Below are 25,945 nucleotides of genomic sequence, written 5' to 3'. Positions count from 1 at the left end.
CGTCGCCGTGGAATGCCGTCGTCCCGAGGACTCAAGGCCCGGGGGCCGGAGCCCGTCGCCGGGCGAACATGCGCACCAACACCGCCACCGCGCCCACCGCCACCAGCCCCACCACGGCGTACTGGTAGCGGCTCATCAGCGCCGACAGCCGCTCCAGATTTCCGCCCACCGCGGCCCCCAGCGCGAGCACCAGCCCCGTGTGCGCCATGGCGGACAGCGCCCCCAGCCCCAGCGCGTTGATGCGCGGCACGCGCGAGGCACCCGCCGCGACGAAGATGAGCCCGCGGATGCCGGGCAGGAAGCGATTGGCCAGCAGCAGCCAGGGCCCGTTGCGCCGCATCCGGGACTGCACCTCGGAGAGCCGCGCGTGGCTGATGCCCAGGTAGCTGCGCCCCGGGTTCGCGTCGAAGCGCCCCGCCAGCCAGTGGCCCACCGCGTAGTTGATGGCCGCGCCCACCACGCTGCCCGCCGTCACCACGAGGAACACGAGCACCATCGACTGCTCACCGCGCACCGCGTACACGCCACCCAGCAGGGTGATGGTGTCCCCCGGGAAGGGAGGCACCACGTACTCCAGGGCCGCCGCCACGCCCAACACCAGGAGCCCCAGGGGACCGAGCGCCCCGATGAGCTGGTCGATGTATTCCACCATCCGCGCGAACGACCTCCTCCAGGTGCCAGGCACCCGTCATAAGGCAGCCCTCGCGGAGGGGAAAGCGTGAGTGGCCGTTGGTGAACAGTGCAACGACAGCACCGTGCCCGGGACGTCGGCTATGCTCCGCTCGAACTCAGGAGTCGGAGTCGCCGCCATGATTCTTCCGCGCTACTGGGACAGGCTGACCACCTCGCTGCACGTCGTCGACCTCCAGGGGAATGCCGACGAGGTCTGGCGGTTCCTCGTCTACCAGGGGCTCGTCGAGGACACGCCCGAGGGCCAGCGGTTCTTCGAGGGCGCCATCCAGCGCAGCCAGACGTGGCGCGGCTACGAGAGCGGCGGCGCGGTGGGCTTCATCGCCAACGAGCTGAAGAACGAGCGGCTCCTGGAGTTCAACCAGCCTCGCGACCCCGATGGCCACGGCGCGAAGCGGGCCTTCCGCCTGTGGAAGCGCAGGTCCCTACCAGAGTGACGCCGTGTCGCGCACCGCGACGAGCGCGAGCGATGTCCCACCGGGGCGAAGACAGACGACCCCCATGACAGGGGGACGCGCGTCCTGCCAGGAGCCCTTGAACTGGTACCAGGTGCAGGCGTTCCAGCGCTTCTCGGGGGCATCGCTGGACCAGGAGACCTCGATGCCACCGAGCGCCTCGAGCGTGCGCCACAACGCCAGACGTCCATACGCCGCGCCCAGCCACCCACGAGCGCGGGACGCCACCCGGGAGAAGAAGAAGTCGGACACGCGCGACAGCGTGTCCCGCTCGCACACCACGAAGGCCGCGTCCTTCATGAGCGGCAGGCCCAGGTCGATGAGCAGCGAGGTCATCGTGTCCGAGGGCGCCTTGGGCAGCGCGGGACGCAGCTTGAGCACCCGCTGCTCGATGGCCTCGTGAGGCCTCTCCCCGTCCTCCGAGACCAGGACGGCCGCGAGCCCGGGCGGCACGGGCTCGTCCTGCGTCGCCAGCCGGATGTCGGGCGCAGTGTACTCGTCCTCTTCGTCCTCCCGTGACGCCGAGGACAGCCGCTCCCCGAGCGTGTCGTACGGGTCGAGTTCCTCCGTGCCCATGAGGCGCCCGAACGAGGACTCCCAGCGCCGACGCTGGAGCGGCAGCACCGCCAGCGGATGGCCGCGTCGAGACAGCTCCTCCTGGAGCGCCAGGACCCCGGGCACCGAGGACAGGTCCGCGCCGCGCAGGACGAACTCGTGGACGCAGCAGGCGAACAGCTCCAGCAGGTCCTCGGGGCCCTGTCGAAGGGACAGCAGCTCCACGAAGCTCGTCGCGGGGCGATGGGTGGCCAGGAGCGCCGCCAGCTCCCGCTCACGTCGCGCGGCGGAGAGACCTCCCTGATAGCGCGCGTCACGCGGCTGACGGGCGACCTCCAGGAGGGCCAGGGCGCTGTCCAGGTCCTGGCCCTGGGCCAGCACCTCCTCCAGGTGGTCGGAGAGCGCGTGCAGCCGCTCCCGGGCCTCCGCGGGCGTCGAGGCCTGCCGCGCCTCCAGCTCCGCCGCGAGCGCCACCAGCGCCGGATAGGCCCGCTCGTCTCCCAGCCGGCCGATGTGCGCCCGCGCAGCCTTCAGCCCGTCGCGAGTGGAGATGTCGTCGAGGAACGCGCTCACCGTCGAACTCATGGAATGCGAGCCTACAAGGGAAATATGGTCCGGGGGACACCCTGCGCGCTCCCTCGAAACGCCGAGCCCCTGTCCCACGGCGTCCTCCTGAAACGTATCCCAGGGGCAGCACGAACCCGTGGCGAGGAGTCGTTGAAGCCTGACTGGATTTCGGGCCCGACAACCCAAAACCCACCGTCGAAACGTATGTCCGGCCCCTTTCATATTCCGGGTCCGGCGCACACCCAGCGTACGGAATGACATGCTTGCTTTTTGAACAAAGAATCTCTTAAGAGAACCGCACGCGTCAAACGCAGTATCGGGCCCACGCGTGCGCACTCGCCAAGGATTCTCCGTCTGACGGCGAGCAGTGCGCCATGGTTCCCTGTTCGCGCTCCGCGAAGCGCACGCGCGTCCACCACGAAAGCACCTCATGAAACGACACCCCGGGGTCCACACGCGCGTGTGGCGACTCCTTCCCTATGTCTTGGCATTGATTCCATTGCTTGCCTCGGGCTCGAACCTCGCGGCTCCGGCAAGCCCTCCGCCCACTTCGAGCGCGAAACCCGGGGCGCAGCGCCTGCCCCCTCCCGGCTGTCCCGACTGCGAGCCCGAGGAGCCCATCTGCGACCCCGAAATCTGCGACGGGTTCGACAACGACTGTGACGGGCTGGTGGACGAAGGTGTCACTCGCACCATCTACCGGGACGCGGATGGCGATGGCCACGGCGCGGGCGCCCCGGTGCAGGGCTGTGTCGACCATGGCTGGGTCACCAACAACACGGACTGCAACGACGCCAATCCCGCCGTGTGGCAGGCAGGCCGCTTCTACCGGGACGCGGACGGAGACGGCTTCGGCAATCCCAACCAGTGGCAGGACTCGTGCGGCGCGCCTGCTGGCCACGTCGCGAACGCCACCGACTGCAACGACGCCGACGCCACCGTGAAGCCGGGCGCCATCAAGTCTTGCGGTATCGGCGCGTGCGCCACCACCGTCCAGGCCTGCGTCAACGGCGTGGAGCAGGCGTGCATCCCCAAGCCCGCGACCGCCGAGCTTTGCGACCGCATCGACAACAACTGCAACGGCGTGGTGGACGACCTGCCGCCCATCAACTGTGGCACGGGCTACTGTCAGCGCACCGTGCCCGCTTGCATCGACTTCTGCGTGGCGGAGGAGACGCAGCCCGGCAAGCCCCCCGTCATCGTCTGCGAGTGGATCGCCAACTCGTGCACCCCGGGCCAGCCCAGGGCCGAGACCTGCAACAACATCGACGACAACTGCAACGGCACCGTCGACGACGGTGTCATGACGACCTACTACGCCGACCAGGACGGGGATGGCTACGGCGCGGGCGCGCCCATCGGCATGGCCTGCACCGTCCCCGGAGGCGCCGCACCGAATGCCCTGGACTGCAACGACCACGACTTCAACGTGAACCCGGGGGTGACGAAGCAGTGTGGCGTGGGGGAGTGCCAGGCCAGCGTCCCGGCCTGCGTCAACGGCGTCGAGCAGACCTGCACCCCGCGACCGCCCAGCCCCGAGCTTTGCGACCAGTTGGACAACGACTGCAACGGCGAGGTGGATGACCTGACCATCGCCTGCGGCGTGGGCGAGTGCGGACGCACCGCTCCGGCCTGCGCCAACCTCTGCGAGTGGGTGCAGACGAGCCCCAACAGGCCTCCCGTCGAGGTCTGCGAGTGGGGCCCGCATGGCGTGTGCACGCCCGGCGCGCCCGCCCCCGAGGTCTGTGACAACGGCCTCGACGAGAACTGCAACGGCGTCATCGACGATTCGACGGACAGCGCGGCCTTGCTGACCTTCTATCGCGACGGCGATGGCGACGGCTATGGCGCGAGCTGGGAAGCAACCCGCGCGTGCCGGCTGCCCGCGACCTACTCACGCGTCCCTGGCGACTGCGATGACACCCGCGCTGACACGAAGCCCGGCGCCATCGAGGTCTGCGACGGCATCGACAACAACTGCACGGGGACGCCGGACGACGGAAACGTCTGCGACCAGTCTCTCTGTCAGTAACCCCTTTCGACTCATCACGGTCCTTTCCACATGAGACACGAATCACACCCCGCACGCCCTCCCGGGCGCCTCAAGCGCCTCACGGCGAACCTGATGTTGTTCTTCTACGGCACCCAGCTCTTGAGCGGCTGTATGCCCTCGGGCGCATCCGAGGAGGTCGAAGGCACCCGCGAAGTCGCGCACGCTCGAGCCGCGCTCGACACCATCCCGTTCGAGCTGCGGCCCGACACCCTCCTCGACACCACCTCCGCCACACCCGAAGCACCGGGTGTCACGCCCTTCACGGCGAATGTGACGCCCGATGGCTCGGCCGCCGTCTCGATTCCCCTGTGGGTCGCGCCGGGGCGCGCGGGCCTCCAACCCTCGCTCTCCATCGTCTACGACAGCCAGGGCAGTGACGGACTGATGGGGCCAGGTTTCAACCTGGCGGGCCTGTCACAAATCACGCTCTGCGCCAACTCGTTCGCGCGCGACGGAAAGCTCCGTCCCGCGGACACGCGCCACTGGATGTCGCCTGCCGAGCCCGACGACTACAGCCGCGTCTTCTGCCTGGACGGTGCGCGGCTCGTGTCGACCGGGACGAACACCTTCAAGACGGAGGTGGACTCCTATGCCGCCATCCGAATCCCCACGGGCCAGAGTCCCACCGACCCGGCGACCTTCGAGGTGCGCGGCCGGGACGGACTCATCCGGACCTACGGCAGGTCGACGACGGTCCACGGCACACAGCGCTCGGACGCGCTCATCCGGGGCTTCCACTCGAAGCCCACGCCCAACACCGACGGCACCATTTCCTCCGTGGACAACGAGGCGGTGACCATCACCTGGGCGCTCGCCTCCATCCAGGACCGCTTCGGCAACCAGTTGGACGTGTATTACGACCAGGGTCCCGCCGTCGACGCGAGTTCCGTCGCCTGGCACCGCCCGTCGCGAATCGCATACACCGGCTTCCGCCGCGAGGCCGTCGACCCGCAGACGGGGACGACCCAGGTCACCGTCGAGGAGGGGCGACGCGAGGTCACCTTCGAGTACGAGTCCCGGCCGGACACCTTCACCGGGTACTTCTCCGGAGTGAAGGTCGGACGCGATTTCCGACTGTCACGCATCAACATGCGTGGCCCGGGGTTCGCGCCGGGAGCGACCACGCTGACCACGGTGCCGCTGCGCTCCTACCGCCTGACGTACTACCCGGGCGCCGTCAGCGGACGCAGCCTGCTGACCGAGCTGCGCGAGTGCGATGGCCGCGAGGTCTGCAAGACGCCCGTCCGCTTCGACTGGGAGCAGGGCTCCTGGGACTTCGACTACCTGCCGGCCGTCGACGTGAGCAGCGCGAAGGCGGGCGCGGGCCTCAGCGCGTTCGGACTGGGCGCTGGGCGACAGGGCCTCGCGTACTACACGGGCGCCACGCTCGTCACCGAGGTTGAAGCCAACTTCCCCACCGACTGGACGCAGCAGCTCTGGGAGGACCAGATGCGGCTGTTGCAGTACCAGGACGCCGCGTCCACCACGCTCGGGTCTTCGACCGTCAGCGGCATCGCGAGCTGGGACCCCTATTTCAACGCGGATGGAGGTCCCTTCGGCGGGGGCGCCGGGAACCGATTCTGCGGAGACCGCGAGGACCGGAACCTCTTTCCCCTGCTGGCGGACTGGGATGGCGCGGGACAGTCCAAGGTAATGGGCCTGTCCTGTTACTGGGGCCTGTTCGAAGGCAACACCACCTACACGCCTGTCTACGCGCATCAACTGAGCCCCAACCGCCAATTGCTTCACGTGGTCGGTACCGAGCTGAACCCCCAGTACTGGCTCGACGTGGATGGAGACCGGCGCAACGAGCGCGTGTGGATCGGCCGGCACGAGGTGGACCTCCTGAATCCGAACGACCCGAATGCCTCGCTCAAGCGACGGGTCGTCATCACCAATGACCGCCCCTCCACCATCAAACCGCCCATGCTGTCGGCCAACAGGCCGTTCTCCATGTCCCCGGCGGTCTACCCCCAGAGCGCGCGACTGGGCGTGCGCGGGGCGGACCTCGATGGCTCCGGCAAGCTGAGTCTGGTGGGCCTGGGCACGAGCCCGAACCCGGGCACGTTCCTGGATGCGGTCGGCTTCCGAGAGGTCTGGTCGGCCAACAACGTGGTCGCCCAACTGATGGTCGCGCCCACCACGCTGCGCAGACCTCCGAACTGGCTGCCCTTCTGGCCGAAGCTGTACGCGTTCACCTTCGACTTCATCGACGTGAACGGTGACGGCCTCCAGGACGCGGTGACGCTGGGGCAACTCGAGGCGACCGACACCACGCTCCGGCTCCTGGTCCAGCTCAACACCGGCAAGGGCTTCACGGAGGTCCAGGAGACGGTGCTCCCCAGCCACTTCACCACCGTGCTGCTCGGCGCGAAGACGGAGCACGGAGACTTCGACGGGGATGGCCGGGTGGACCTGGCCATCTTCCGGCCAAACGCGTCGGTCCAACTGCTGCTCGCGGGCCCTCAAGGACAGTTCACCCAACTGAAGAACCTGACCCTGGTTCCGAGCGGCGACAACAAGGACTGGTCCCAGGTCATCGACGTCAACAACGACGGCGTCCTGGACTTCACCTATCGCGTGGGGAACGAGCTGCGCATCGCGCGCCGGCAGAAGCCGGTGGACGAGCTCAAGCGCGTGCACGGCAACATCCAGCTCGCCACGTATCAGGGCCACTCGGGCCTGAGCTACGCGTTCGACTACGCACCGCTCTCCCAGCGCAGGCCGCATGGGACTTTCACTCCAGACGAGCCGTTCTACGCCACCAACCACACGGAGACGCCCCAGAAGCCGTGGCTGCGCCGTGCGCCCGAATCGATGCGCGTCGTCTCGCGCATGTCCATCCACTCCAACGAGGAGCGCGTGCGCGGCTGGCGGCACCTCTACCGTGATGGACGCTCGGACACGCGGGGCCTGGGGTGGCTGGGCTTTGCTCAGCACATCGTCATCGACGAGGTGACGGGGGCTCGCACCACGACGACCTACGACAACTCCACCACCGTGGAGGGCAACCCCTCTCAGCAAGACAAGCAGCGCAAGGCCCTGGCGCCCCTGGCCCACCTGCCTCTGACGGAAGTGACGCATGTGCCGCTGGAGCCGGGCGTCATGTTCGAGACGCAGCGCCAGTGGACCTATGCGCGCTCGGGAATCGGGGTCCACGCCGTGCCCTATGCCCAGTACGCCACGCGCATCGTCGAGAAGACCCAGGAGCACCGCGGCGGCGGCGTGACGCCCATCTCCGAGACCGAGACGCTGACGACCCTGGATGCCTACGGCACGCCGGAGTCGCAGACCGTCATCACCCACGGCGCGGGCGTGGCCGAGCAGGTGAAGACCGTCACCACCTCGACCTTCGACCCGGTGAGCTGGCTGCCCACGGGGACCTGGACCGTCACGACGTCCTGGACGTCCTGCACGCGAACGACCCAGGGAGAGGTCTCCTGCCCCGCGCAGGCGGATCCGGCCCACATCCGCACGCAGCAGGTGACCCATGACGCGCAGGGGCAGATCGCGAGCGCCGAGAACGAACCGTCGCTCATCGGCGAAGCCGCCTCGCCCACCACCTCCGAGACGTACCTCAAGACGACCTTCCAGCGGAACGCCAAGGGCCTCGTCGAGCAGGTAACTCAGCAAGGGAGCACGGGTCCCGCTCGGACCGAGGCGGTCACCTACGACAGCCTCGACCAGACGCAACTGGCCACGACCACCAACGCCGAGGGACTCACCTGGAAGTACCTCTTCCATCCTGGCCTGGGAGTCCTCGCGCAGAGCGCGGACCCGAACGGGGTCCACGTGCGCCTGCAGTACGACGGCTTCGGTCGTCAGCGCATCGCGACGCCGCTGTACCAGGGCCCGTCGGTGGCGCCCGCGAACAGGTCCATCGTCGAGACGTTCTATGAGTGGGACGGCACGCTGCCGCGACACCGGACGCGCATCGCCACGCAGAGCGGGGCGGTGAACGAAACCACCACCCGGTTCGATGCGATGGGTCGCCCGGAGTCGACCCGGTCGCCACGCTTCGACGGCAACCTGGTGACCACCAAGGTCATCTACGACGCCCTCGGGCGCGTGGTGAAGACCCAGGCGCCGATTCGCGATTCCGAGCGTCCCGCCTGGGAGCACTACGAGTACGACGCGCTCGACCGCGTCACGGCGCGCCGATTCGCGGATGACTCGACCGGGCCCAACGGTCGGGACATCGAGACCCTCACCTATTCCGTGGGCGGCCCCTACCTCACCCAGGCGACGTCGACGGATGCGGCCGCCGTGATGAAGAAGACGCTCGTCGACTTCCGCGGGTTGATGGTGGAAGCCACGGAGGCCGTGGGGACAGGCCAGGCGGCCACCATGAAGTACGTCTACGGTCCCTTCGGTCGGCTGGAACACACCGACGACCCGGCCAATCACCGCAGCTCCCGTTTCTATGACGCCGCGGGGCGACTGGAGCGCACGGTCGACCCCAACGCTGGAACGCGCTTCTTCCTCTACAACGCCTTCGGCGAGCTCAAGAGCCACTCGGATGCCCCCGTGGGCGCGGCCGGTCGCCTCACCACCACCTACGCGCGCGACCTGCTGGGACGTGTCGTCACCGCCACCAATCCCCAGGAGTCCCTCCAGTACTGGTACGACGAGGGCCCCGGTGGCAAGGGACGTCTGACGCGAGCGAGCCGCACGCCCGTGGGGAACCCCGGTGGGCTCGTCGACACCCGGTATCTCTACGACGTCTTCGGTCGCGACACGGGCATCTCCCAGACGGTGGGTGGAAGCACGCTCGAGACCCGTCGCGAGTACGACGACTACGGACGGGTCGACCGCCTCATCTACCCCGCGCAGCTCAACGGCGCGCCGTTCTCGGTGGGCTACTCGCACACGAACCAGGGTGAGCTCTCGAGCGTCTACCGGCCCAACACCGTCCTGAGCTACTGGCGGGCCATCCAGCGAGACAGCATGGGCCGGCTCACGGAGGCCCACTACGGCAACAGCGTCGCGCGGGAGTTCCGCTACGATACGCAGGGACGGCTGCGCTTCACCGAGGCCAAGAAGCACCTCACCGACGTCCAACGGCTGGCCTACGAGTACACGGGCAACGACAACCTGGCCGCGCGCCACGACCTCGTGGTCGGCGTCACGCAGAAGTACACCTACGACGCGCTGGACCGACTGGACCGGTGGAAGGTCCAGCAGGACTGCCAGACGCTCGACGTCCAGTTCCAGTACGACAAGCTCGGCAACATGCTCAGCCGTGCGCCTGTCGTCGGCTCGGAGCCCTCCGCGAGTCTGCTGTACACGGGCGGGACGTCGGGCGGGCCGCACGCCGTCAAGAAGGCCCACCTCGGCGCCGAGTCCTTCACCTACGAGTACGACCACCGCGGCAACCAGCTCGCGATGCGCGATGACCAGGGCGCGCTGGTTCGCTCGGTGCAGTACACGCCCTTCAACCTGCCCGAGAGCATCTCCTCGTCGAGTGGCACCGTCCTCTTCGACTACGACGCCTCCGGTACGCGTGTCCGCAAGCGCTCCGATGATGGACTGGAGGAGACCGTCTACGTCGGCGGCCTCTACCAGCGGCGCAAGCAGGGACTGACTGTCACCCACATCGTCAGCATCCCGAGTCCGGAAGGAGTCGTCGCCGAGGTGTCCTGGAACGAGGGCTCGACGTCGGAGTCCACGCGCTACTTCCTCAACGACCCGCAGGGGAGCCCCGACACGGTGACGGATGCGACGGGCGCGGTGCTCGAGCGCATCAAGTACGAGCCCTTCGGCGGCAGGCGACAGGCGACGAACCTGGCGCAGGCGTCCACGACGAGCCACTCCGGGGCGCGCAGGGGCTTCACGGGGCACGAGCAGGACGACGAGCTGGGCCTCATCAACATGCGCGGGCGCATCTACGACCCGCGGATGATGAAGTTCCTCAGCGTGGACCCGGTCATCGCCGAGCCGGGCTCCGCGCAGGCCCACAACGCGTACTCGTACGTCCTCAACAACCCCCTCCGCTACACGGACCCGAGTGGCTTCACGCCCTACGGAGGGAGCCTGGTGGGCAGCGGGGGTGGCGGCTGGTCCGTGGGTCCCCAGCCGAATCAAAGCCTGATGATGACCGCCCTGGCGAGGCACCTGTCCATGCCGGGCCCGTCCCTGTATCTCCCCAGCGTCAACTCCAAGCTCCCCAGCGTCCAGTCACTGGACGACGCCAGGACCCAGCCCGACGCACGTCACTCGAGTGACATCGGGCAGAGCTCGGGGGCCGCCACATCGACGCGAACATCACCGCTGCTGACGGTCGAGAATGTGACGAACGCGCTCGCGAGCCTGCTTCCCTGCCGCAACAAGCTGCTGTGCCAAGCAACGAGAGACATGGCCATGGGCCAGTGGGACAGCGCGGTCAACGCCTATGAGGCGTATGACCGATACGCCCCCGTCAGCAAGCTCGCCGCAGCCAGCTTCGCCCTCAACGAGTTCGTACCCTTCGTCTCCGCGGGAGAGAGCTTTCTGGAGGCCAAGTCCGCCTGTGGGAGTGGCGCCATCGGCGGTTGTGTCATCGGGACAGGAAAGGCGACGTTCTACACGCTGTCATCCGGTGCCAGCATTTTTGGGGCCACGAAGTCGGCGGGAGTCATTGCATCGACTATCAAAACCCAGGCCACGAAAGCTCCGGGTGCACTGAAAAAAGCGATTCAAGCCCTCCAGACTCGAATCGCCCCCACGCAGCCCGGCTCATTCTCCATGACCCGGAACACGGCGGGTGGAGAGGTCTGGACCTCCAACGGGCCCATCACCCAGCTTGATTTCGAGGCGCAGGTGAACAACGGTCTCTTGAAGGGAGACGTCCATATTCTCTCAGGGGCACACGGCTCACGCTCGGGCGGGATGTTTCCGGAGCCCAACTTCCATATCGACGACGATTCTCGCTGGGGCATGCTACCCAACGTAGCTGTCTACGACATCACCAAGCTGTCGCCAGCAGAGATCAGAAGCGTCATGAGGAGCGATGGCACCATCATCGGAGCCCTGTGCTACAGTGACACCTGTCTTGCGCCCTTCAGATAGGCACGACATGACTCAGAAGAACTTGAAAGAGTACCGAGCAATCATCTTGACCCGGGACCTCACTCAGCCTGGTCTGCCCGTGACGGTGATGGCGGCCACCTCTCCTGAAGCAGTCATGCTGCTCACGAAGAAGTATGGCAATGGCAACGTTTTCGACGTGCACAACCTCAGAGATGCGAGCACGTTCCGATAACAGGTTTGTCATCTATCGAGGTGTCGGTGGCTGAAGATGGACGTGCGAGCACCAACTCGCCGTCCTCCTTGATGGAGGGCACAGTCCATGGTCAGTGGTCCCGTGCCCATTCAGGTCACGAGGCGACCCTCGTGGGGGAGCATAGACCCGGGATTCAGCCCAGGTCTGTGCTCCCCCTCACAGGCACCTCGCAGAACCTGACATTCGGAGCAACTCCGTTGTGTCGCACAACAGACTCCGTCCCCGACGGCTGGCCCAACAATCCGCCGATGTGGCCTGAATCCGCGCTCTACCGGACTGACGGCCCGGCGCGCATCCTCGAAAGACTCACCCGACCTTCGAGGACACGCCATGGCCCACGACCACTCCGCACATTCCGTCCATCACATCGTTCCGGGCTTCGGCGCGGACCGCGCCGCTCACTACGACGCCCAGGCCGCGCTCAGTCTCGCGGGTGTCCAGGCGATGTACGAGCTGGTGGTCAGCGCGATGACTTCTCGACTCGACGGCCAGCAGGACGCTTCCCTGCTCGTCGTGGGCCTGGGCACGGGGACGGAGCTGGTGCCCTACCTGCGCTTCGATGTTCCGGGTTGGCGCTTCACGGGCATCGACCCGTCCTCGGCCATGCTCGACGTGGCCCGGAAGCGCCTGGAGACCGAGGGGCTGCTCTCTCGCACGCACATCCACGTGGGGGAGCTGAAGAGCCTTCCTGAGGGACCTGCGTTCGACGGCGCGCAGATGATGGGCATCCTGCACCATGTCGAGGGGGACACGGCCCGCCTGGAGCTGCTGCGCGAGGTGGCCCGTCGGCTCAAACCCGGAGCGCCCTTCGTCATCGGCTGCCGCGTCGGAAAGGACCCGGTGCTGACGGACGTGGAGTTCCGCCGCCTGCGGGCCCATGGAATTCCAAAGGAGGAGCTGGACCACCGTCGCAAGCTCTTCGACGCCAAGGTGACGCCCATCGAGTCAGACGCGGCCCTGGCTGGCATGCTCGAGCAGGCGGGCTTCACGCCGCCCAAGCCCCTCTTCGTCTCGCTCCAGTTCAAGGTGTTCCTCACCCAGTCCGGGACTGCGTCCCAGGGCTGAGTCCCGCACGGTGGATGGGGGGAACAGCGGGAGCATCTCGGAGGAGTCAGGGCCCGGCGGTTGCACGGGTCCATGCCTCCGAGGCATCCATGGCCTCGCCCATTTGGGTCACCCACGCCCCATGTCCATCTACTTCGTGAAGAACCCCGAAGGATTCCACCCCAGGGGCGCGCATGTCGGACGCGTCTGCGCGGGCGCCTCTGGCACCGAGCAGTTGATGCAGGCGCTCGAAGCCGCGCTGCGACTGCCCGCGTCCTTCGAGCGAACGTGGGACGCGCTCTCCAGGTCCCTAAGGGACCTCTCCTGGCTCCCAGCGGGACGAGTCACGCTCATCCACGACGAGCTCCCGACCCTGTCTCCCGAGGACCTCAGCACCTATCTGCATGTTCTGGAGGAGTCCGCCGGGAGCTGGCGAGGGAGGACTGACTACGTGCTGGATATCGTGTTCGCGAAGAAGCACAGGCACCGGGTTCTGGCGCCGCTCGCGGACATCCGCCCCAGGTCCCCCTGGAGGCGACTCAAGGCGGAGCTGGACAGCAGCAGCGTTCGGGACGAACTCCAGTTCATCTCCCAGAAGTTCGACGGCTTCGAGTTCGTGATGAACATCGTCGAGCAGCGTGACGGGTCGACGCGTCAAATCAGGAATGCACTCTTCCTGGCCTTCAGGATGCGGGGCTGGGACCGGGAGCGTTTCGCCAGAGCGCTCCCCAGCCTCTGCGTCCACGAATCACTCGAACTGAGGGAGCAGGCGACATGGAGCCTGCTCGTCCTGCTCAGCCACAACAAGACCATCCCGGGTGAACGCATTCCGAACGATGATGTCCCTTCGTGCGTGGAACTCCTTCACAAAGCCATTGCGTTGGGCGTCCAGGAGAACCTTGAAGCCCTCGCACACAAGTACCTGGCCGGGACGTTCTGACACTTATTTCCGCACACGAATCCCTTGAGGCAGACAGAGATGACCCAGAAGAAATTGAAAGAGTACAAAGCGTTCATCTGGACTCCGGACCTCACTTGGCCTGGAACACCGGTGACAGTGATGGCGGTAGACGGCGAAGAGGCCTTCAATCTTCTCGAGGAAAAGCACGGCACGTGCACCGTCTACGACCTGCACAACGAAGAGGATGCGAACACGCCTCGCTAACAGCGAGAGGGGCTCAGGACGAGATGGTTCGCGAGACAATCACCACGAGCATGTCGTGTCGTCAGTGCGGCGCACTCCAACAGTGCATCCACACGGCGACGGCAAGGAGCGAGGGACTGAGCTTCGCCAGCTCGTTCCACTGCCTCGAATGCGGTGACGCCTTCGAGAGCGACGACTCCCGCATCCCGGAAGACCTCCGCCCTCTCTTCTACGAGACGCACGGGAAATGGGCACTGCGTCTCGAAGAACCAGGCCCACGAAGAGTCCAGCTTCTCCACGCAGTCCGCGACGTCATGGGCCTGAGCCTCCAGGACACGGGCGAACTCTTGAAGTCCCTGCCCCGTCAACTGGCAGAGGGCACACGCGTGGAGATGGAGCTTCTCCAAGCACGACTCGCCCCCAGCGGAGCGAAACTCCTCATCGAGCGCGACACCTCAACCACGCAGTGAGCCCGAGCCCACCGTCACGTACTCGTCGAAGCCCCAGGAACTGGCATCACCGTGCCGCCGTACTGCGTCGCCGCCAGCGTGCCGCACGCCGCCCCAATCTCCTTGCCCCCTGAGTACCGCCGCGCCACCGGCGCCTTCAGTATCTGCAAGTAGTCCCGGAACGCGCTCAGCTCCTCCGCCGACGGCGGCAGGTACTTCCCCGTCGGGTCCGTCACGTCGATGAGGTCCACCTTGATGGGAATCCCCTCGAACGCCACCTTCAGCGCCTCCGCGTCCTCGCGCTCCAGGTTGAAACCGGAGATGGCCACATAGGCAATCATCGCCCGCTCGCGCCGCACCTGGCTGTACTCGCGGATGGCCTCAATCAGCTCCGGCAACGGATGCGTCTTCTCAATCGGGAGCACCTTCGCCCGCTTCTCCGACATCGCGCTCGTCACCGAGAACGCCAGCCGGTACGGATGCCCCTCCCGCGTGTAGCGCCGAATCGCCGGCACATGCCCCGCCGTGGAGAACGTAATCGCCGTGCCCGCAATCGAGAAACCCGCCGGGTTCGACAGGATGCCCGCCGCCCGCAGCGTCTCCTTGTAGTTGAGCAGCGGCTCGCCCATCCCCATGAACACCACACCCCGCACCGGCCGGTCCGCCTCCGCCCTCACCTGCAGCACCTGGTCCAATATCTCCCAGGTATACAGATTCCGTTTGAAGCCCAACTTCCCCGTCATGCAGAAGTCGCACGCCAGCGCGCAGCCGACCTGGCTGGACACGCAGATGACGTACTTCTCGTCGAAGATGGGGATGCGCACCGCTTCAATCCGCCCGCCCAGCGGGGAGTCGAAGAGGTACTTCACGAAGCCGTCGTCCGCCTTGCGGCGCTCCACGATTTGGAGGCTCGGCATCTCGGCATGGGCTTCCAGGTAGTCCGTCACCCGGCGGGGCACCTGCGGCGAGCGGGCCACCTCCGTCACGGACTTTCGTCCATGGGCGAAGACGGCCGCGAACACCTTGCGCACCGCGGTGGGGGACGGGGAGAGCGGCGCGAGCGCCGCCTCCAGCTCCGGGAGCGAGAGTTGCTTCAGGTTCACGAGGCGGACTTGATTTTGGAGCGAAGGAAGTCCGTCAGCTTGGTGCTGACCTCCTTCGGCATCCTCGCCGCCAGCGCGCGCTTGCACAGACTGGGCGTGGCCCGGTACGTGCGGAGGAACTCCTCACAGGGACTGCACCCGGACAGGTGCTCCTGGAGATGGCGCGAATCCTCGGGCGACATCTCGCCCTCGAGGTATTCCAGCAGGAGGTTGATGGAGTCTTTACAGGTGTACATCCGAACCTCGGCTGGCTGCGGCGCGCCCTCGTCCTCGCTTCGGAAGATGCGGAGCCCCCCGTTCGCGTTTCACGGCCCGGGATTGTCGCGGTTGTAGAAGGCGTCGATGGCTTCCCGGAGCGCGAGACGAGCCCGGTGCAGGCGGCTCTTGATGGCGGGGATGGAATCCCCCGTCACTTCCGCAATCTGTTCGTAACTGAGGCCGTCCACGTCTTTCAAGAGGAAGACCTCACGATACCCCTCGGGCAGGCGGTCCGCCGCCTGCCGGATGGCCTGGCCCAGCTCCGCGTCCAGGGCCTTCTCCTCGGCGTCCCGACTCCAGTCCGTCTGGGGGTAGTCCGCCAGCGTACCCCGGGGGGTGAACTCCGGCCCCTGGAGCTCCGCCTCGGCCGCCTGGGCCACCCGCCGGTGGCGCAGGCGCATGAGCGCATGGTTGGCCGCGATGCGGTGCACCCACGAGCCGAAGGCCGCATCCCCGCGGAAATCCTTGAGATGTTGGTAGGCCGACAGGAAGGTGTCCTGGGTGATTTCGGCGGCGTCCGCCTCCGAGCGCGTCATCCGCAGCGCCAGACCGTACACCTTGTCCTGGTGGGCTCCCACCAGGGCCTCGAAGGCGGACATGTCCCCGTCCTGCGCGCGGGCGAGGAGCTGGCGATCATCTTCCGTGGCGACCTCGTCGGACATGGCGGGGCGCACCCAACCAGCCGGAAGCGCCTTCGTCAAGCGCGGTTGCGACGCCTCGTCCCAGGCCGCTTGCTGACATGTTGACTGTCCCGGACCCACAGCCGGAAGGGCTCGTCCGCCCACGCCCCCGCGTACTCCACGCCGATGCGGGGGCCCTTCTCCACCCGCCCCTCCTCCACCGGCACACCCGGGAGCAGGTGCAGCCCCGGTGAGGCCAGGTCCACCCGGTTGTGCGCGAGCGTCAGCCCCATCGCCTTGCACAGCTTGCCGGGCCCGTCCGTGCGCGCGCCTGCGTCCAGCCCCTCCACCGGCTCCACCGCGCGCACCAGCACCGCCGCCCCCACCCCGGGCGCGTCCGTCACCACGTTGAAGCAGTGGTGCATCCCATAGATGAGATACATGTAGGCCTTTCCCGGCGGGCCGAACATGACCTCGGTGCGAGGGGTGAGCCCCTTGGCGGCGTGGCAGGCCAGGTCGTGCTCGCCGATATAGGCCTCGGTCTCGACGATTCGCCCCACCCGCCGGGCGCCGTCGGACGCCTGCACGACGAGCAGCGTACCGAGCAGCTCCCGCGCCACGACGAGGGCCGGGCGCGCGTAGAAGGACGAAGGCAACACGCTCACGTCCAGCAGTGTACCGGTCAGGGCCGACTTGCGCCTTGGAATGGACAACCGTCCACCAGCGGAAAACGGCCCTGCACTTCCTGTCGCCGGACCAGTTCACTCCAGCGCGGGGCTGGTGCAGATTGCGCCGCACCATGTCCACCCCCGGCCGGCTCTCCGGTCTCCTGCTTCCGCTCTTCTCCCTGCGCTCCCCGACGGATTTCGGCATCGGTGACTTCGGCGCGCTCGACGGCCTGTTCTCCTGGATGAAGCTCGGGCGTCAGCGCCTGCTGATGCTGTTGCCGCTGCTGCCCACCGCGCCGGGTGACTCCAGCCCCTACGCCACCCGCTCGGCGTTCGGCCTCAACCCGCTCTTCATCGACCTGCACGCGCTGCCGGAGTTCACCGCCTCGGGCGGCGAGGCCGCGCTCTCCGACGAGCAGCGCCGGCAGCTCGCCGAGGCCCGGAGCGCCCCGCGCATCCGCTACGACCTGGTCTTCCCCCTGAAGGACGCCGCCCTGGCGCGCGCGTTCGACACCTTCGAGGCGCAGCACTGGGCCTCCCAGTCCGAGCGCGCCCGCGCCTTCGCCCAGTGGCGCGACGCCCAGGCGGGCTGGCTGGAGACCTACGCCCTGTTCACCGCCATCAGCGAGCAGGAGGACCGCCGCGCGTGGTGGGAGTGGCCGGAGGGCCTGCGCACCCGCCAGCCGGAGGCGCTCGCCGCCAAGGGCAAGGAGCTGGAGCGCCGGGTGCGCTACCACGCGTGGCTGCAGTGGGTGGCCGAGGAGCAGTGGAACGCCGCGCGCGCCAAGGCCCGCGCCCAGGACGTGCTCCTGTGCGGCGACGAGCCGTTCATCATCGGCCAGGACAGCGCGGACTGCTGGGCCAACCCCACCATCCTGCGCCGCGACGCGCGGCTGGGCGTGCCGCCGGATGACTTCTCCGCCACGGGCCAGGACTGGGGCCTGCCCTACTTCGACTTCGTCGCCATGCAGAAGGACGACTACGCCTGGCTCAAGGCGCGCGCGAAGAAGGCGGCCAGCTACTACGACTTGCGCCGCGTGGACCACGCGGTGGGCTACTTCCGTCAGTGGATTCGCGACGAGCAGACGCCCACCGGGCGCTTCATCCCGCCGGACGAGGAGAGCCACAAGCGGCTGGGCCGCAAGCACTTCGAGCTGCTCTCCGAGGGCGCGGGCATCGTCGCCGAGGACCTGGGCGTGATTCCGCCCTTCGTGCGCCACATCCTCGCGGAGCTCAAGCTGCCCGGCTACCGCGTGATGCGCTGGGAGCGCGACGACAACACGTACCGCAACCCCCACCAGTTCCCCGCAATCTCCCTGGTGACGACGGGCACCCACGACACCGACACCATGGTGGAGTGGTGGGAGGGCGCCCGCGACGACGAGCGCCAGGCCGCCGCCCGCGCGTGGCCGGAGTTCCACGGCGTGCCGGTGTCGCGCGAGTTCACCCCGGAGGTGCACCGGGCCCTGCTGGCCGCGGCGCTCAACTCGGGCAGTGATTTGTGCGTGCTGCCCTGGCAGGACGTGCTCGGCACCCGGGACCGCATCAACCTGCCGGGCTCCATGAGCGACTCGAACTGGGCCTACCGCATCGCCCAGGACGTGGGCTCGCTGCTCAACGACGCCACGACGCGCGAGGCCGCCGAGAAGCTGGCCTGGCTCACCGCCTCCGCGCGCCGCTGAACGACGCCTGCCCATCCGCCGTGCCCGGGGTGATTCGCACCCGGGCGCGGTGGCGTGGCCCTCACCTCAGTCGATGCACTTCACCTGACCGGGGAAGCCATCGAAGATGGCGCAGCGGCGGTTGGAGTTCGCGCACTCGAGCCTGTCGCAGACGTCCTCGGTGACGCAGATGGGCGGAGAGCGGCCGAATTCCAGGAATACCTCGGCGCAGAACTCGTAGATCTGCTCGCAGCCGAAGGAGCCGCAGTACTCGGCGTCCGCGAGGCTCTCACCTTCTCGGAGTTTGACGACCTCGTCGTCATCCACGCCGCAGGCGGAGGCGAGCGCCGACACCACGCAGAACACCAGGACTCTGATTCGGCGGGACAGGAGCATGGCCCCCAATCTGGCGCACCTTGGCGCGGCTTGCACGTGTCGAGGTGTTTCGAGCAAGGACTTGCCGACAGAGGCCGGGATGAAGAGACGTTGGAATGCGACAAAGGGAGGAGGTCGTCCTCCACAAGACGCGCTGCCCCTCTTGCCTTCCGGGTATGAACAGTCCGTGGCCGTTGACCTGCTCCGACTCCTCCGCATCGCCACCGTCGCCCTGCTCCTGAGCATGGCGGGTTGTGCCACCACGTCCACGCCGCCCCCGGGACCCAAGGTCGCCAAGCTCGACATCGAGGGCACGAAGCAGGTGAGCGAGGGCGACATCAAGGACCGCATCCTCACGTCGCAGACGCCGTGGTGGGCGTTCTGGCCGTTCGGCGGGCCCAACTACTTCGACCCCAACGCGTGGCAGGCGGACCTGCGCCGCATCGAGCGCTACTACCAGGCCCAGGGCTACTACCAGGCGGAGGTGGTGGACAGCGAGGTGAAGCCCAAGGGCGACGCGGTGGAGCTCTTCGTGGAGGTGAACGAGGGCGAGCCCACGCGCATCGGCGACATCACCATCGAGGGGCTGCAGGCGCTGCCGGAGGAGGAGCGCGGCAAGCACCGCGAGCGGCTCGAGTCGAAGCTGCCCTTCAAGAAGGGCGACATCTTCCGCGAGGGGCCGTGGGAGGAGTCCAAGGGCGCGATGCAGGAGCAGCTGCGCGAGCAGGGCTACGCGGAGGCCGAGGTGTCGGGCGAGGTCCAGGTGGACGTGGACACGAAGCTGGCCCGGGTGCGGCTCGACGTGAAGCCGGGGCTTCGCTACCGCTTCGGCAACACCTTCGTGGCCACGGACGCCAACCCCGAGGTGCCTCCGCGCCGCATCATCGAGCAGGTGCAGGGCGCGCTGCGCAAGGGGGACTGGTACAGCGAGACGGCGCTCGCGGAGGCGCAGGCGCGCGTGTTCCGCATGGGCGTGTTCGGCGCGGTGAAGGTGAACCGGGGCGCGCCGGACCGCGAGTCCGCCACGGTGCCCGTCGTGGTGGACGTGCGCGAGGCGCCGTTCCGCTCGGTGCGGCTGGGTGGTGGTATCGGCGTGGACGCCGCGCGCCAGGAGGTCCGCGCGCTGGGTGAGTGGACGCACCGCAACTTCCTGGGCGGCCTGCGCCGGGTGACGGTGCGGGGGCGCGCCGGTTACGCCTTCATCCCCAACATCCTGAGCACGTCGAAGCAGGGCCCCGTGTTCGAGGTGACGGGCGAGTACGAGCAGCCGCGCTTCCTCTTCCGGGACCTGCGCCAGCAGACCTCGCTCACGCTGGAGAAGGGCCTGGAGCAGGCCTACGACTTCTACGGCGGCCGGTTGCAGACGGGCGTCATCTGGCAGCCGCACCGCAACTTCTCCGTCTTCCCGTCCTACAACCTCCAGGTGTACCGGCTGTCGGGTCGGGTGAGCGCGGACTCGCGCGTGCCGCCCGTGATCCTGGGCTGCGGCGAGGGGCAGACGCGCTGTGACGTGTCGCTCTCCTTCCTGGAGGTCGCGTTCGCGTGGGACCGGCGCGACGACCCGGTGGAGCCGCGCGACGGCTACTACGTGAGCATGTCCGTGCAGAAGGGCGGCGGCTTCCTGCAGGGTGACTTCAACTACGTGCGGCTGCTGCCGGACCTGCGCTTCTACCGCTCCTTCGGCGAGGAGAAGCGCGTGGTGCTGGCGGGCAAGCTGCGGATGGGGACGCTCAACCCGGCGGGCAACTCGCAGAGCTCCATCGTCACGCGCTTCTTCTCCGGCGGCGCCACGTCCATGCGCGGCTTCAACGGCCAGCGCCTGTCGCCCCTGGCCGCGCTGGAGAAGCAGGAGGACACCAACGGGGACGGCGAGCCGGACACCCCGGTGCAGAACGAGGAGTGGGAGACGGTGCCGGTGGGCGGCAACAGCCTGATAGAGACCTCGCTGGAGCTGCGCTACCAGATCACCGAGAGCATCATGCTGGCGACGTTCTGGGACTCGGGCCTGGTGGGCGTGGAGGGCTTCGACTCGCCACGCGCGCCGCGGCTGTTCGGTCCCGAGCACTACCACGCGGTGGGCCTGGGGCTGCGCTACCTGACGGTGGTGGGCCCCATCCGCCTGGACATCGCGCGGCGGCTCAACCTGGGCCAGGGATTGCCCGTGGCCACGCCGGGGTACATCTATCCGTCCTCCGGTGGATGCTTCGGCATTGGCAGCAAGTGGAAGCCGGATGGACCCACCTCCCGGCAGGCGACCTTCGCGGGGGCCCCTGACGGACAGTGCGCGCTGCACCTGTCGATTGGAGAGGCGTTTTGAGCCGGCGACGCTGGGGGCGACGACTGCTGTGGGGGCTGCTGGGCGGCCTGGCCTTCATCGTGCTCGCCGTGGTGGGCGTGCTCGTCTGGGCGACGTCCGCGCCGGGCGAGCGGTTCCTGGTGGGCAAGGGGCTTCAAATCGCCAACGAGCAGTTCTCCGGCAGGCTCGAAGTCGGGGGCCTGGACCTGGCGCCGCCGGGCGCGGTGCTCACCGGGGTGAAGCTGTATGACCCGGAGGGAGAGCTGGTCGCGGAGATTGCCCGCGTCGAGGCCCGCGTGCGGCTGGGCGGACTCCTCCAGCAACAGGTCCGATTGACGGAGGCCCGCATCGAGGCGCCCCGCCTCTACCTCGCGCAGGACGAGCGCGGGTTGAACCTGTCGCGCGCGATTGCGCCCCGCGTGCCCAAGCCCGAGGAGCCACCCGGTCCGCGCGGCAAGCTGCGCGTGGACCTGGACGCGCTGGTGCTCCAGGACGGCTACGTCGACTTCCGGCAGGAGTTGGAGGACGGCGGCGAGCGGCACGCGCGGCTGGAGGACCTGGACGCCACGGCCTCCGGACACTTCGCCGCGGCGACGCAGGGCTTCGGCGCCACGCTGGAGGCCACCGCGGCCCTGACGCAGCCGACGAAGGGCCCCGTGAAGCTGAGCCTCAAGGGCGGCGGCGAGGAGGGCGCGCTCGACGCGGACGTGAAGCTGGAGCTCGCGGGGCTCCTGCTGGACGCGAGCGCCAACGCGAAGCTCCCCGCGGAGACGCCGCCCGGCCAGCCTCCTGGCGCCCTGAAGGCGGACCTAGTGGTGCGCAAGCTCACCGTGCCGCCGGAGCTGCCGCGCGGCTTCGTGCCCTCGTGGCCCCTGCTGGTGCCCGTGCACGTGGAGGGCACGGCGGGCATCGAGGGTGACCTGGCCCAGGCCCAGCTGTCCGGCAAGGCGGCGGACGCGACGCTCGAGCTGAAGGGCGACGTGGACCTGGAGCGCCTGCGCACCCGCGGCGTCACCGTGAAGGTGCGCGGCGTGGACCTGTCCGCGCTCGTGGCCGAGGGGCCGAAGACGAGCCTGTCCGCGGACCTGAGCGCGAAGGGCGGCGGCACCAGCCTGGAGACGCTCGACGGCGAGGTGGACCTCACCGTGTCGCCGTCGCGCTTCAAGGGCCAGCCGCTGGGGCCCGTGGAGCTGCACGCGAAGGCGAAGGACGGCCAGTACACGCTGTCGCGGCTCCTGGTGCTGGTGCCGGGCGCCTCGCTCCAGGCCAAGGGCCAGGGCACGGCGCAGGCGGTGCGCATCGACGGCGGGCTGACGGCGGGCAACCTGGCCCTGCTGTCCGACTCGCTGACGAAGCTGCTGCCCGGCGCGGTGCCGCCCATCTCCGGCAGCGGCACGCTGGAGTTCAAGGTGGAGGGCCCCGTGCGCGCGCCCGGCGTGGTGGCGCAGGGCAACTTCACGTCGCTGACCTACGGCGACTACGCGATTCGCAACCTCACGCTGAACGCGGAGGTGCCGGACGCCACCCGCCCGCTGACGACCGACGCGACGCTGGTGGTGGGCGTGCTGAAGGTGGGCGAGCGGATGTTCCGCGACGTGTCCGTGGGCATCGCCACCGAGGAGCGCCGCCTGGAGGCCAGCGTGCGCGTCATGGGCGACACGGCGCTGGGGCTGACGCTCGCGGGGCTGGTGGACGACGACGGCATGGGGCTGGCGCTGGAGGCGCTGACCTTGTCGTGGCCGGAGGCAACGTGGAAGCTGCAAGGCCCCACGCACGTGGGCTTCGGCGGGGGCAAGGTGGAGGTGGAGCCCGCGCTGCGGCTCGGCTCGGGCGGACAGGCGCTGGGCGTGCGCGCCCTGCTGGTCAACGAGCGGCTGACGGCGCGCGTGGACCTGGAAGCGGTGGACCTGTCGCTGCTGCCGCGCGTCGCGGTGCCGGAGTCGCTGGGGCTGGGCGGCACGGTGTCGGGCTTCGTCACCGCGCAGGGCCGGATGCCGCGTCCGGACGCGCAGGTGAAGCTGAGCTGGAGCGACGGACGCGCGCAGGGCTACGAGGACCTGCAGCTCGCGCTGGACGCGACGTACGTGAAGGACCGCGCGCAGGGCACACTCTCCGCGGGCCTGCCGGTGGCGAAGCTCACCGCGAACTTCGACGTGCCGGTGCAGGGCGTGCTGAAGCGGCGCAAGGACACGCTGTCGCTCAAGGCGAACCTCGAGGGCGTGGACCTGGCCGGGGTGATGAAGCTGCTCGAGCGTCCGGAGCCGGTGAGCGGCACCGTGTCCGCCCAGCTCGTGGTGGACGGCACCGCGAAGGACCCGCGCCTGGACTTCGTGTTGCTCGGCCAGCAGGTGAACTACAGCGCGCCGCCCCCGGGCTTCGCCCTGAAGGCCCCGCTGGACTTCGAGCTGCGCGCGGCCTCCGACAAGGAGGACGGCACGCTGGACGCGCGCCTGGACGTGCGCGGCCTGGGCACCCAGCAGACCTACGTGGTGCTGCGCACGCCCTTCACGGTGGGCGGGATGATGGCGCGGCCGCCGCAAGCCGAGGACCTCCTCTCCGCGTCGGTGGACCTGGAGGCCCGCGTGGCGGAGCTGCCCCTGGCCCAGTTCGAGGGCGTGGGCGGACTGCAGAAGCCCGGCGGCAACGTGTCGGTGCAGCTCAACCTCACCGGCTCCGCGCTGGTGCCCCAGGCGCGCCTGAGCGTGCTGGGCGTGGGGCTCACCGCGTACGGGCTGCCGCCGATGAACAGCCAGCTGGGCGTGGTGGGTGACGACCAGGACGTGCGCGTGACGCTGGCCGCGCAGCGCGAGGACGGGCCCCTGGCGCAGCTGGACCTCACGCTGGACGCGCCGCTGGGCGCGCTGCAGGACCAGGAGGTCTACGGACACATCCCCTTCCAGCTCAAGGGCCGGCTGGGCCCGGTGTCGCTGCAGCAGCTGCCCGGCGTGGCCAAGGCGCGCGCCACGGGTGAGCGCGCGCAGCGGACGGGCGCGCCGTCGTCCCAGAAGGGCCTGCAGGGCGAGCTGGCGGTGGAGCTGGCCGCGCGAGGCACGCTGGACGCGCCGCGCATGGAGCTGACCGCCGGCGTGCAGAAGCTGGGCATGGGCGCGCTGGCGCTGGGGCAGGCGCGGTTGCAGTACGGCTACCAGGACGCGCGCTCCAAGTTCGACGTGCTGCTCACCGCGCCGTCGGGCGGCACCATGATGGTGGACGGCGGCCTGGAGCTGGACGTGTCGCTGCCCGCGATTCGCCGCGGCCTGGACACCTCGCGCGCGCCCATGGAGGTGACGCTGCAGGCGAAGGACTTCGACCCGTCGTTCCTGTCCGGCGCGGCGGAGATGCTGCGCAGCATCGGCGGGCTGATTCAGGCGGACGCGAAGCTCGCGGGCACGCTCGCGGTGCCCACCTTCCAGGGGTCGATGAAGTGGAAGGACGGCAAGCTCGCGCTGATGGGGCTGGGTGAGTACCGCGACATCCAGCTGGCGCTGGAGGCCAGCCAGGAGCGCCTGGCCATCAACACGCTGTCCATGAAGGCCGGCGGCGGCACCGTCTGGCTGGACGCGCCGCTGACGGCCACGCGCAACCCCCGGGGCGAGTACGAGCTGACCAGCCCCCAGGACAATCCATATCCGCTGCGCGCCCGCGACTTCCCCATCGTCTTCGACGACCAGCTGATGGCGGTGCTGAGCCTGCGCGCGAAGGTGGAGGGCACTATCTCCGAGCGGCTGGTCAACCTGCGCAACGTCTCCGTGCCGGAGGCCACCGTCGAGCTGCCCGAGGCCAAGCGCAAGGACCTCCAGGACCTGGAGCGCCCCGGCGACGTGGTGCTCGTGCGCAACGGTCAGCCCATCGAGCGGCGCAAGCGCAAGCAGCCCCAGCAGCCCTCGCCCGGAGACCCCGAGCCCGAGGTCGCCGCGGGTCCGGCCACGGAGCCTCCGACGCCCGCCGACGCGGAGGAGGACCTGGAGACGGGCGACGAGCCGAAGCCCCAGCGCGCGTACTGGGTGAACGTGAACGCGCCGCGAAACATCTGGGTGAAGGGCAGCGACCTCAACGTGGAGCTGGGCCTGTCGGAGGACTTCCGCGTCGAGTACACCGACGTGGCGCGCCTCTTCGGACAGGTGCGCGTGCTGCGCGGCCGCGTGGACGTGCTGGGCCGCCGCTTCGACGTGCAGCGCGACAGCCTGGTGAGCTTCACCGGCCCGCCCACCGTCCCGTACATCAACGTCACCGCGGAGCACCGCGCCGAGAGCTCCAACATCACGGTGTACGTCACCATCCGGGGCCAGGGCCGCGACATCACCCTGAAGCCCACGAGCGAGCCGCCCCTGCCCGAGTCCGAAATCTACACGCTGCTCGCCACCGGCCGGCGCACGCTGGAGCGAGGCTCCGGCGCGTCCATGACGGCCAGCGCGCAGGCGGCCTCCGTGGTGGGCTCGCTCGTCGCCAACGAGGCGCGCAAGGCGCTGGCCGCGAAGCTGCCGCTGGACGTGCTGTCGATTGAAGCCGGCGGCGCGGGCATCGCCGGCACCAAGCTGGAGGTGGGCACCTACGTCACCGACAAAATCTACGTCGGCTACACCGGACGCGTGGGCGCCAACATCCAGCAGGGTGAGAACTCCAACGCGGTCCGCTTCGAGTACCAGTTCGGACCGCGCTGGAGCCTGGAAGGACAGTACGGCGACGCCCGCTCGGGCGGCCTCGACCTCATCTGGACCAACGAGTACTGAGGGCCGCCCTCCAAGC

At 68.7% G+C, this 25,945-nt stretch carries 18 protein-coding genes; 11 read left to right on the top strand and 7 right to left on the bottom strand.

Translation table 11 applies throughout. From position 1 onward, the window contains the following. Positions 1 to 31 precede the first annotated feature (31 nt). Positions 32 to 652, bottom strand: a complete 621-nt coding sequence (locus K8640_RS11320) for a DedA family protein (protein ID WP_223747059.1) — start codon at positions 650 to 652, stop codon at positions 32 to 34. A gap of 157 nt (positions 653 to 809) precedes the next feature. Between K8640_RS11320 and K8640_RS11315 the strand changes: the two genes are divergently transcribed. Then, positions 810 to 1,127, top strand: a complete 318-nt coding sequence (locus K8640_RS11315) for a hypothetical protein (protein ID WP_223747058.1) — start codon at positions 810 to 812, stop codon at positions 1,125 to 1,127. On the opposite strand, the gene K8640_RS11310 is transcribed toward K8640_RS11315, so the two are convergent. Beyond that, positions 1,116 to 2,285, bottom strand: a complete 1,170-nt coding sequence (locus K8640_RS11310; protein ID WP_223747057.1) for a DUF6183 family protein — start codon at positions 2,283 to 2,285, stop codon at positions 1,116 to 1,118. The genes K8640_RS11315 and K8640_RS11310 overlap by 12 nt on opposite strands. Before the next feature lie 412 nt (positions 2,286 to 2,697). Between K8640_RS11310 and K8640_RS11305 the strand changes: the two genes are divergently transcribed. From K8640_RS11305 to K8640_RS11275, 7 genes are all read left to right on the top strand, one after another. Beyond that, positions 2,698 to 4,299: a putative metal-binding motif-containing protein gene (locus K8640_RS11305; RefSeq protein WP_223747056.1), complete on the top strand. Its 1,602-nt coding sequence runs from the start codon at positions 2,698 to 2,700 to the stop codon at positions 4,297 to 4,299. A 30-nt stretch (positions 4,300 to 4,329) separates the two neighbouring features. Then, on the top strand, positions 4,330 to 11,367 hold the full coding sequence (locus K8640_RS11300; protein WP_223747055.1) for an RHS repeat-associated core domain-containing protein: 7,038 nt from the start codon (positions 4,330 to 4,332) through the stop codon (positions 11,365 to 11,367). A 7-nt stretch (positions 11,368 to 11,374) separates the two neighbouring features. Then, positions 11,375 to 11,560, top strand: coding sequence for a hypothetical protein (locus tag K8640_RS11295; RefSeq protein WP_223747054.1), 186 nt, complete (start codon positions 11,375 to 11,377; stop codon positions 11,558 to 11,560). Positions 11,561 to 11,911: 351 nt separating this feature from the next. Further along, on the top strand, positions 11,912 to 12,646 hold the full coding sequence (locus K8640_RS11290; RefSeq protein WP_223747053.1) for a class I SAM-dependent methyltransferase: 735 nt from the start codon (positions 11,912 to 11,914) through the stop codon (positions 12,644 to 12,646). 121 nt (positions 12,647 to 12,767) lie between these two features. After that, the gene (locus K8640_RS11285) at positions 12,768 to 13,565 is read left to right on the top strand and encodes a barstar family protein (protein WP_223747052.1); all 798 of its coding nucleotides are present in this window, start codon (positions 12,768 to 12,770) and stop codon (positions 13,563 to 13,565) included. 39 nt (positions 13,566 to 13,604) lie between these two features. Next, positions 13,605 to 13,790 (top strand): hypothetical protein, encoded by a 186-nt coding sequence (locus K8640_RS11280; protein WP_223747051.1) that lies wholly within the window; start codon positions 13,605 to 13,607, stop codon positions 13,788 to 13,790. A gap of 23 nt (positions 13,791 to 13,813) precedes the next feature. Continuing rightward, the gene (locus K8640_RS11275; RefSeq protein WP_223747050.1) at positions 13,814 to 14,239 is read left to right on the top strand and encodes a hypothetical protein; all 426 of its coding nucleotides are present in this window, start codon (positions 13,814 to 13,816) and stop codon (positions 14,237 to 14,239) included. A gap of 14 nt (positions 14,240 to 14,253) precedes the next feature. On the opposite strand, the gene K8640_RS11270 is transcribed toward K8640_RS11275, so the two are convergent. The 4 genes from K8640_RS11270 to K8640_RS11255 all read right to left on the bottom strand — a co-directional run bounded on the left by K8640_RS11270 (position 14,254) and on the right by K8640_RS11255 (position 16,864). Next, positions 14,254 to 15,321 (bottom strand): radical SAM protein, encoded by a 1,068-nt coding sequence (locus K8640_RS11270; RefSeq protein ID WP_223747049.1) that lies wholly within the window; start codon positions 15,319 to 15,321, stop codon positions 14,254 to 14,256. Beyond that, a complete protein-coding gene (locus K8640_RS11265) occupies positions 15,318 to 15,557 on the bottom strand; it encodes an anti-sigma factor (protein WP_141325753.1) in 240 nt (79 codons plus the stop codon). Before K8640_RS11265 ends, K8640_RS11270 begins: the two co-directional genes overlap by 4 nt. A gap of 69 nt (positions 15,558 to 15,626) precedes the next feature. After that, positions 15,627 to 16,241 (bottom strand): RNA polymerase sigma factor, encoded by a 615-nt coding sequence (locus tag K8640_RS11260; RefSeq protein WP_141325754.1) that lies wholly within the window; start codon positions 16,239 to 16,241, stop codon positions 15,627 to 15,629. 35 nt (positions 16,242 to 16,276) lie between these two features. Then, complete coding sequence (locus tag K8640_RS11255; RefSeq protein WP_141325767.1) at positions 16,277 to 16,864, bottom strand: DNA-3-methyladenine glycosylase; 588 nt, start codon at positions 16,862 to 16,864, stop codon at positions 16,277 to 16,279. A 134-nt stretch (positions 16,865 to 16,998) separates the two neighbouring features. Here K8640_RS11255 and K8640_RS11250 point away from each other — a divergent pair, with 134 nt between their 5' ends. Further along, positions 16,999 to 18,549: a 4-alpha-glucanotransferase gene (locus K8640_RS11250; protein ID WP_223747048.1), complete on the top strand. Its 1,551-nt coding sequence runs from the start codon at positions 16,999 to 17,001 to the stop codon at positions 18,547 to 18,549. 66 nt (positions 18,550 to 18,615) lie between these two features. On the opposite strand, the gene K8640_RS11245 is transcribed toward K8640_RS11250, so the two are convergent. Beyond that, a complete protein-coding gene (locus K8640_RS11245) occupies positions 18,616 to 18,924 on the bottom strand; it encodes a hypothetical protein (protein WP_141325756.1) in 309 nt (102 codons plus the stop codon). Between the two features lie 166 nt (positions 18,925 to 19,090). On the opposite strand from K8640_RS11245, the gene K8640_RS11240 reads away from it, so the two are divergent. Together K8640_RS11240 and K8640_RS11235 are read left to right on the top strand one after the other, a co-directional pair. Further along, complete coding sequence (locus K8640_RS11240; protein ID WP_223747047.1) at positions 19,091 to 21,220, top strand: BamA/TamA family outer membrane protein; 2,130 nt, start codon at positions 19,091 to 19,093, stop codon at positions 21,218 to 21,220. After that, on the top strand, positions 21,217 to 25,929 hold the full coding sequence (locus K8640_RS11235) for a translocation/assembly module TamB domain-containing protein (protein WP_223747046.1): 4,713 nt from the start codon (positions 21,217 to 21,219) through the stop codon (positions 25,927 to 25,929). The genes K8640_RS11240 and K8640_RS11235 overlap by 4 nt, the downstream gene beginning before the upstream one ends. The last annotated feature ends 16 nt before the right edge of the window (positions 25,930 to 25,945 follow it).

This window comes from Myxococcus sp. XM-1-1-1, from assembly GCF_020037095.1.
Taxonomy (GTDB): domain Bacteria; phylum Myxococcota; class Myxococcia; order Myxococcales; family Myxococcaceae; genus Myxococcus; species Myxococcus fulvus.
This window is presented reverse-complemented; position numbering and strand designations above follow the sequence as displayed.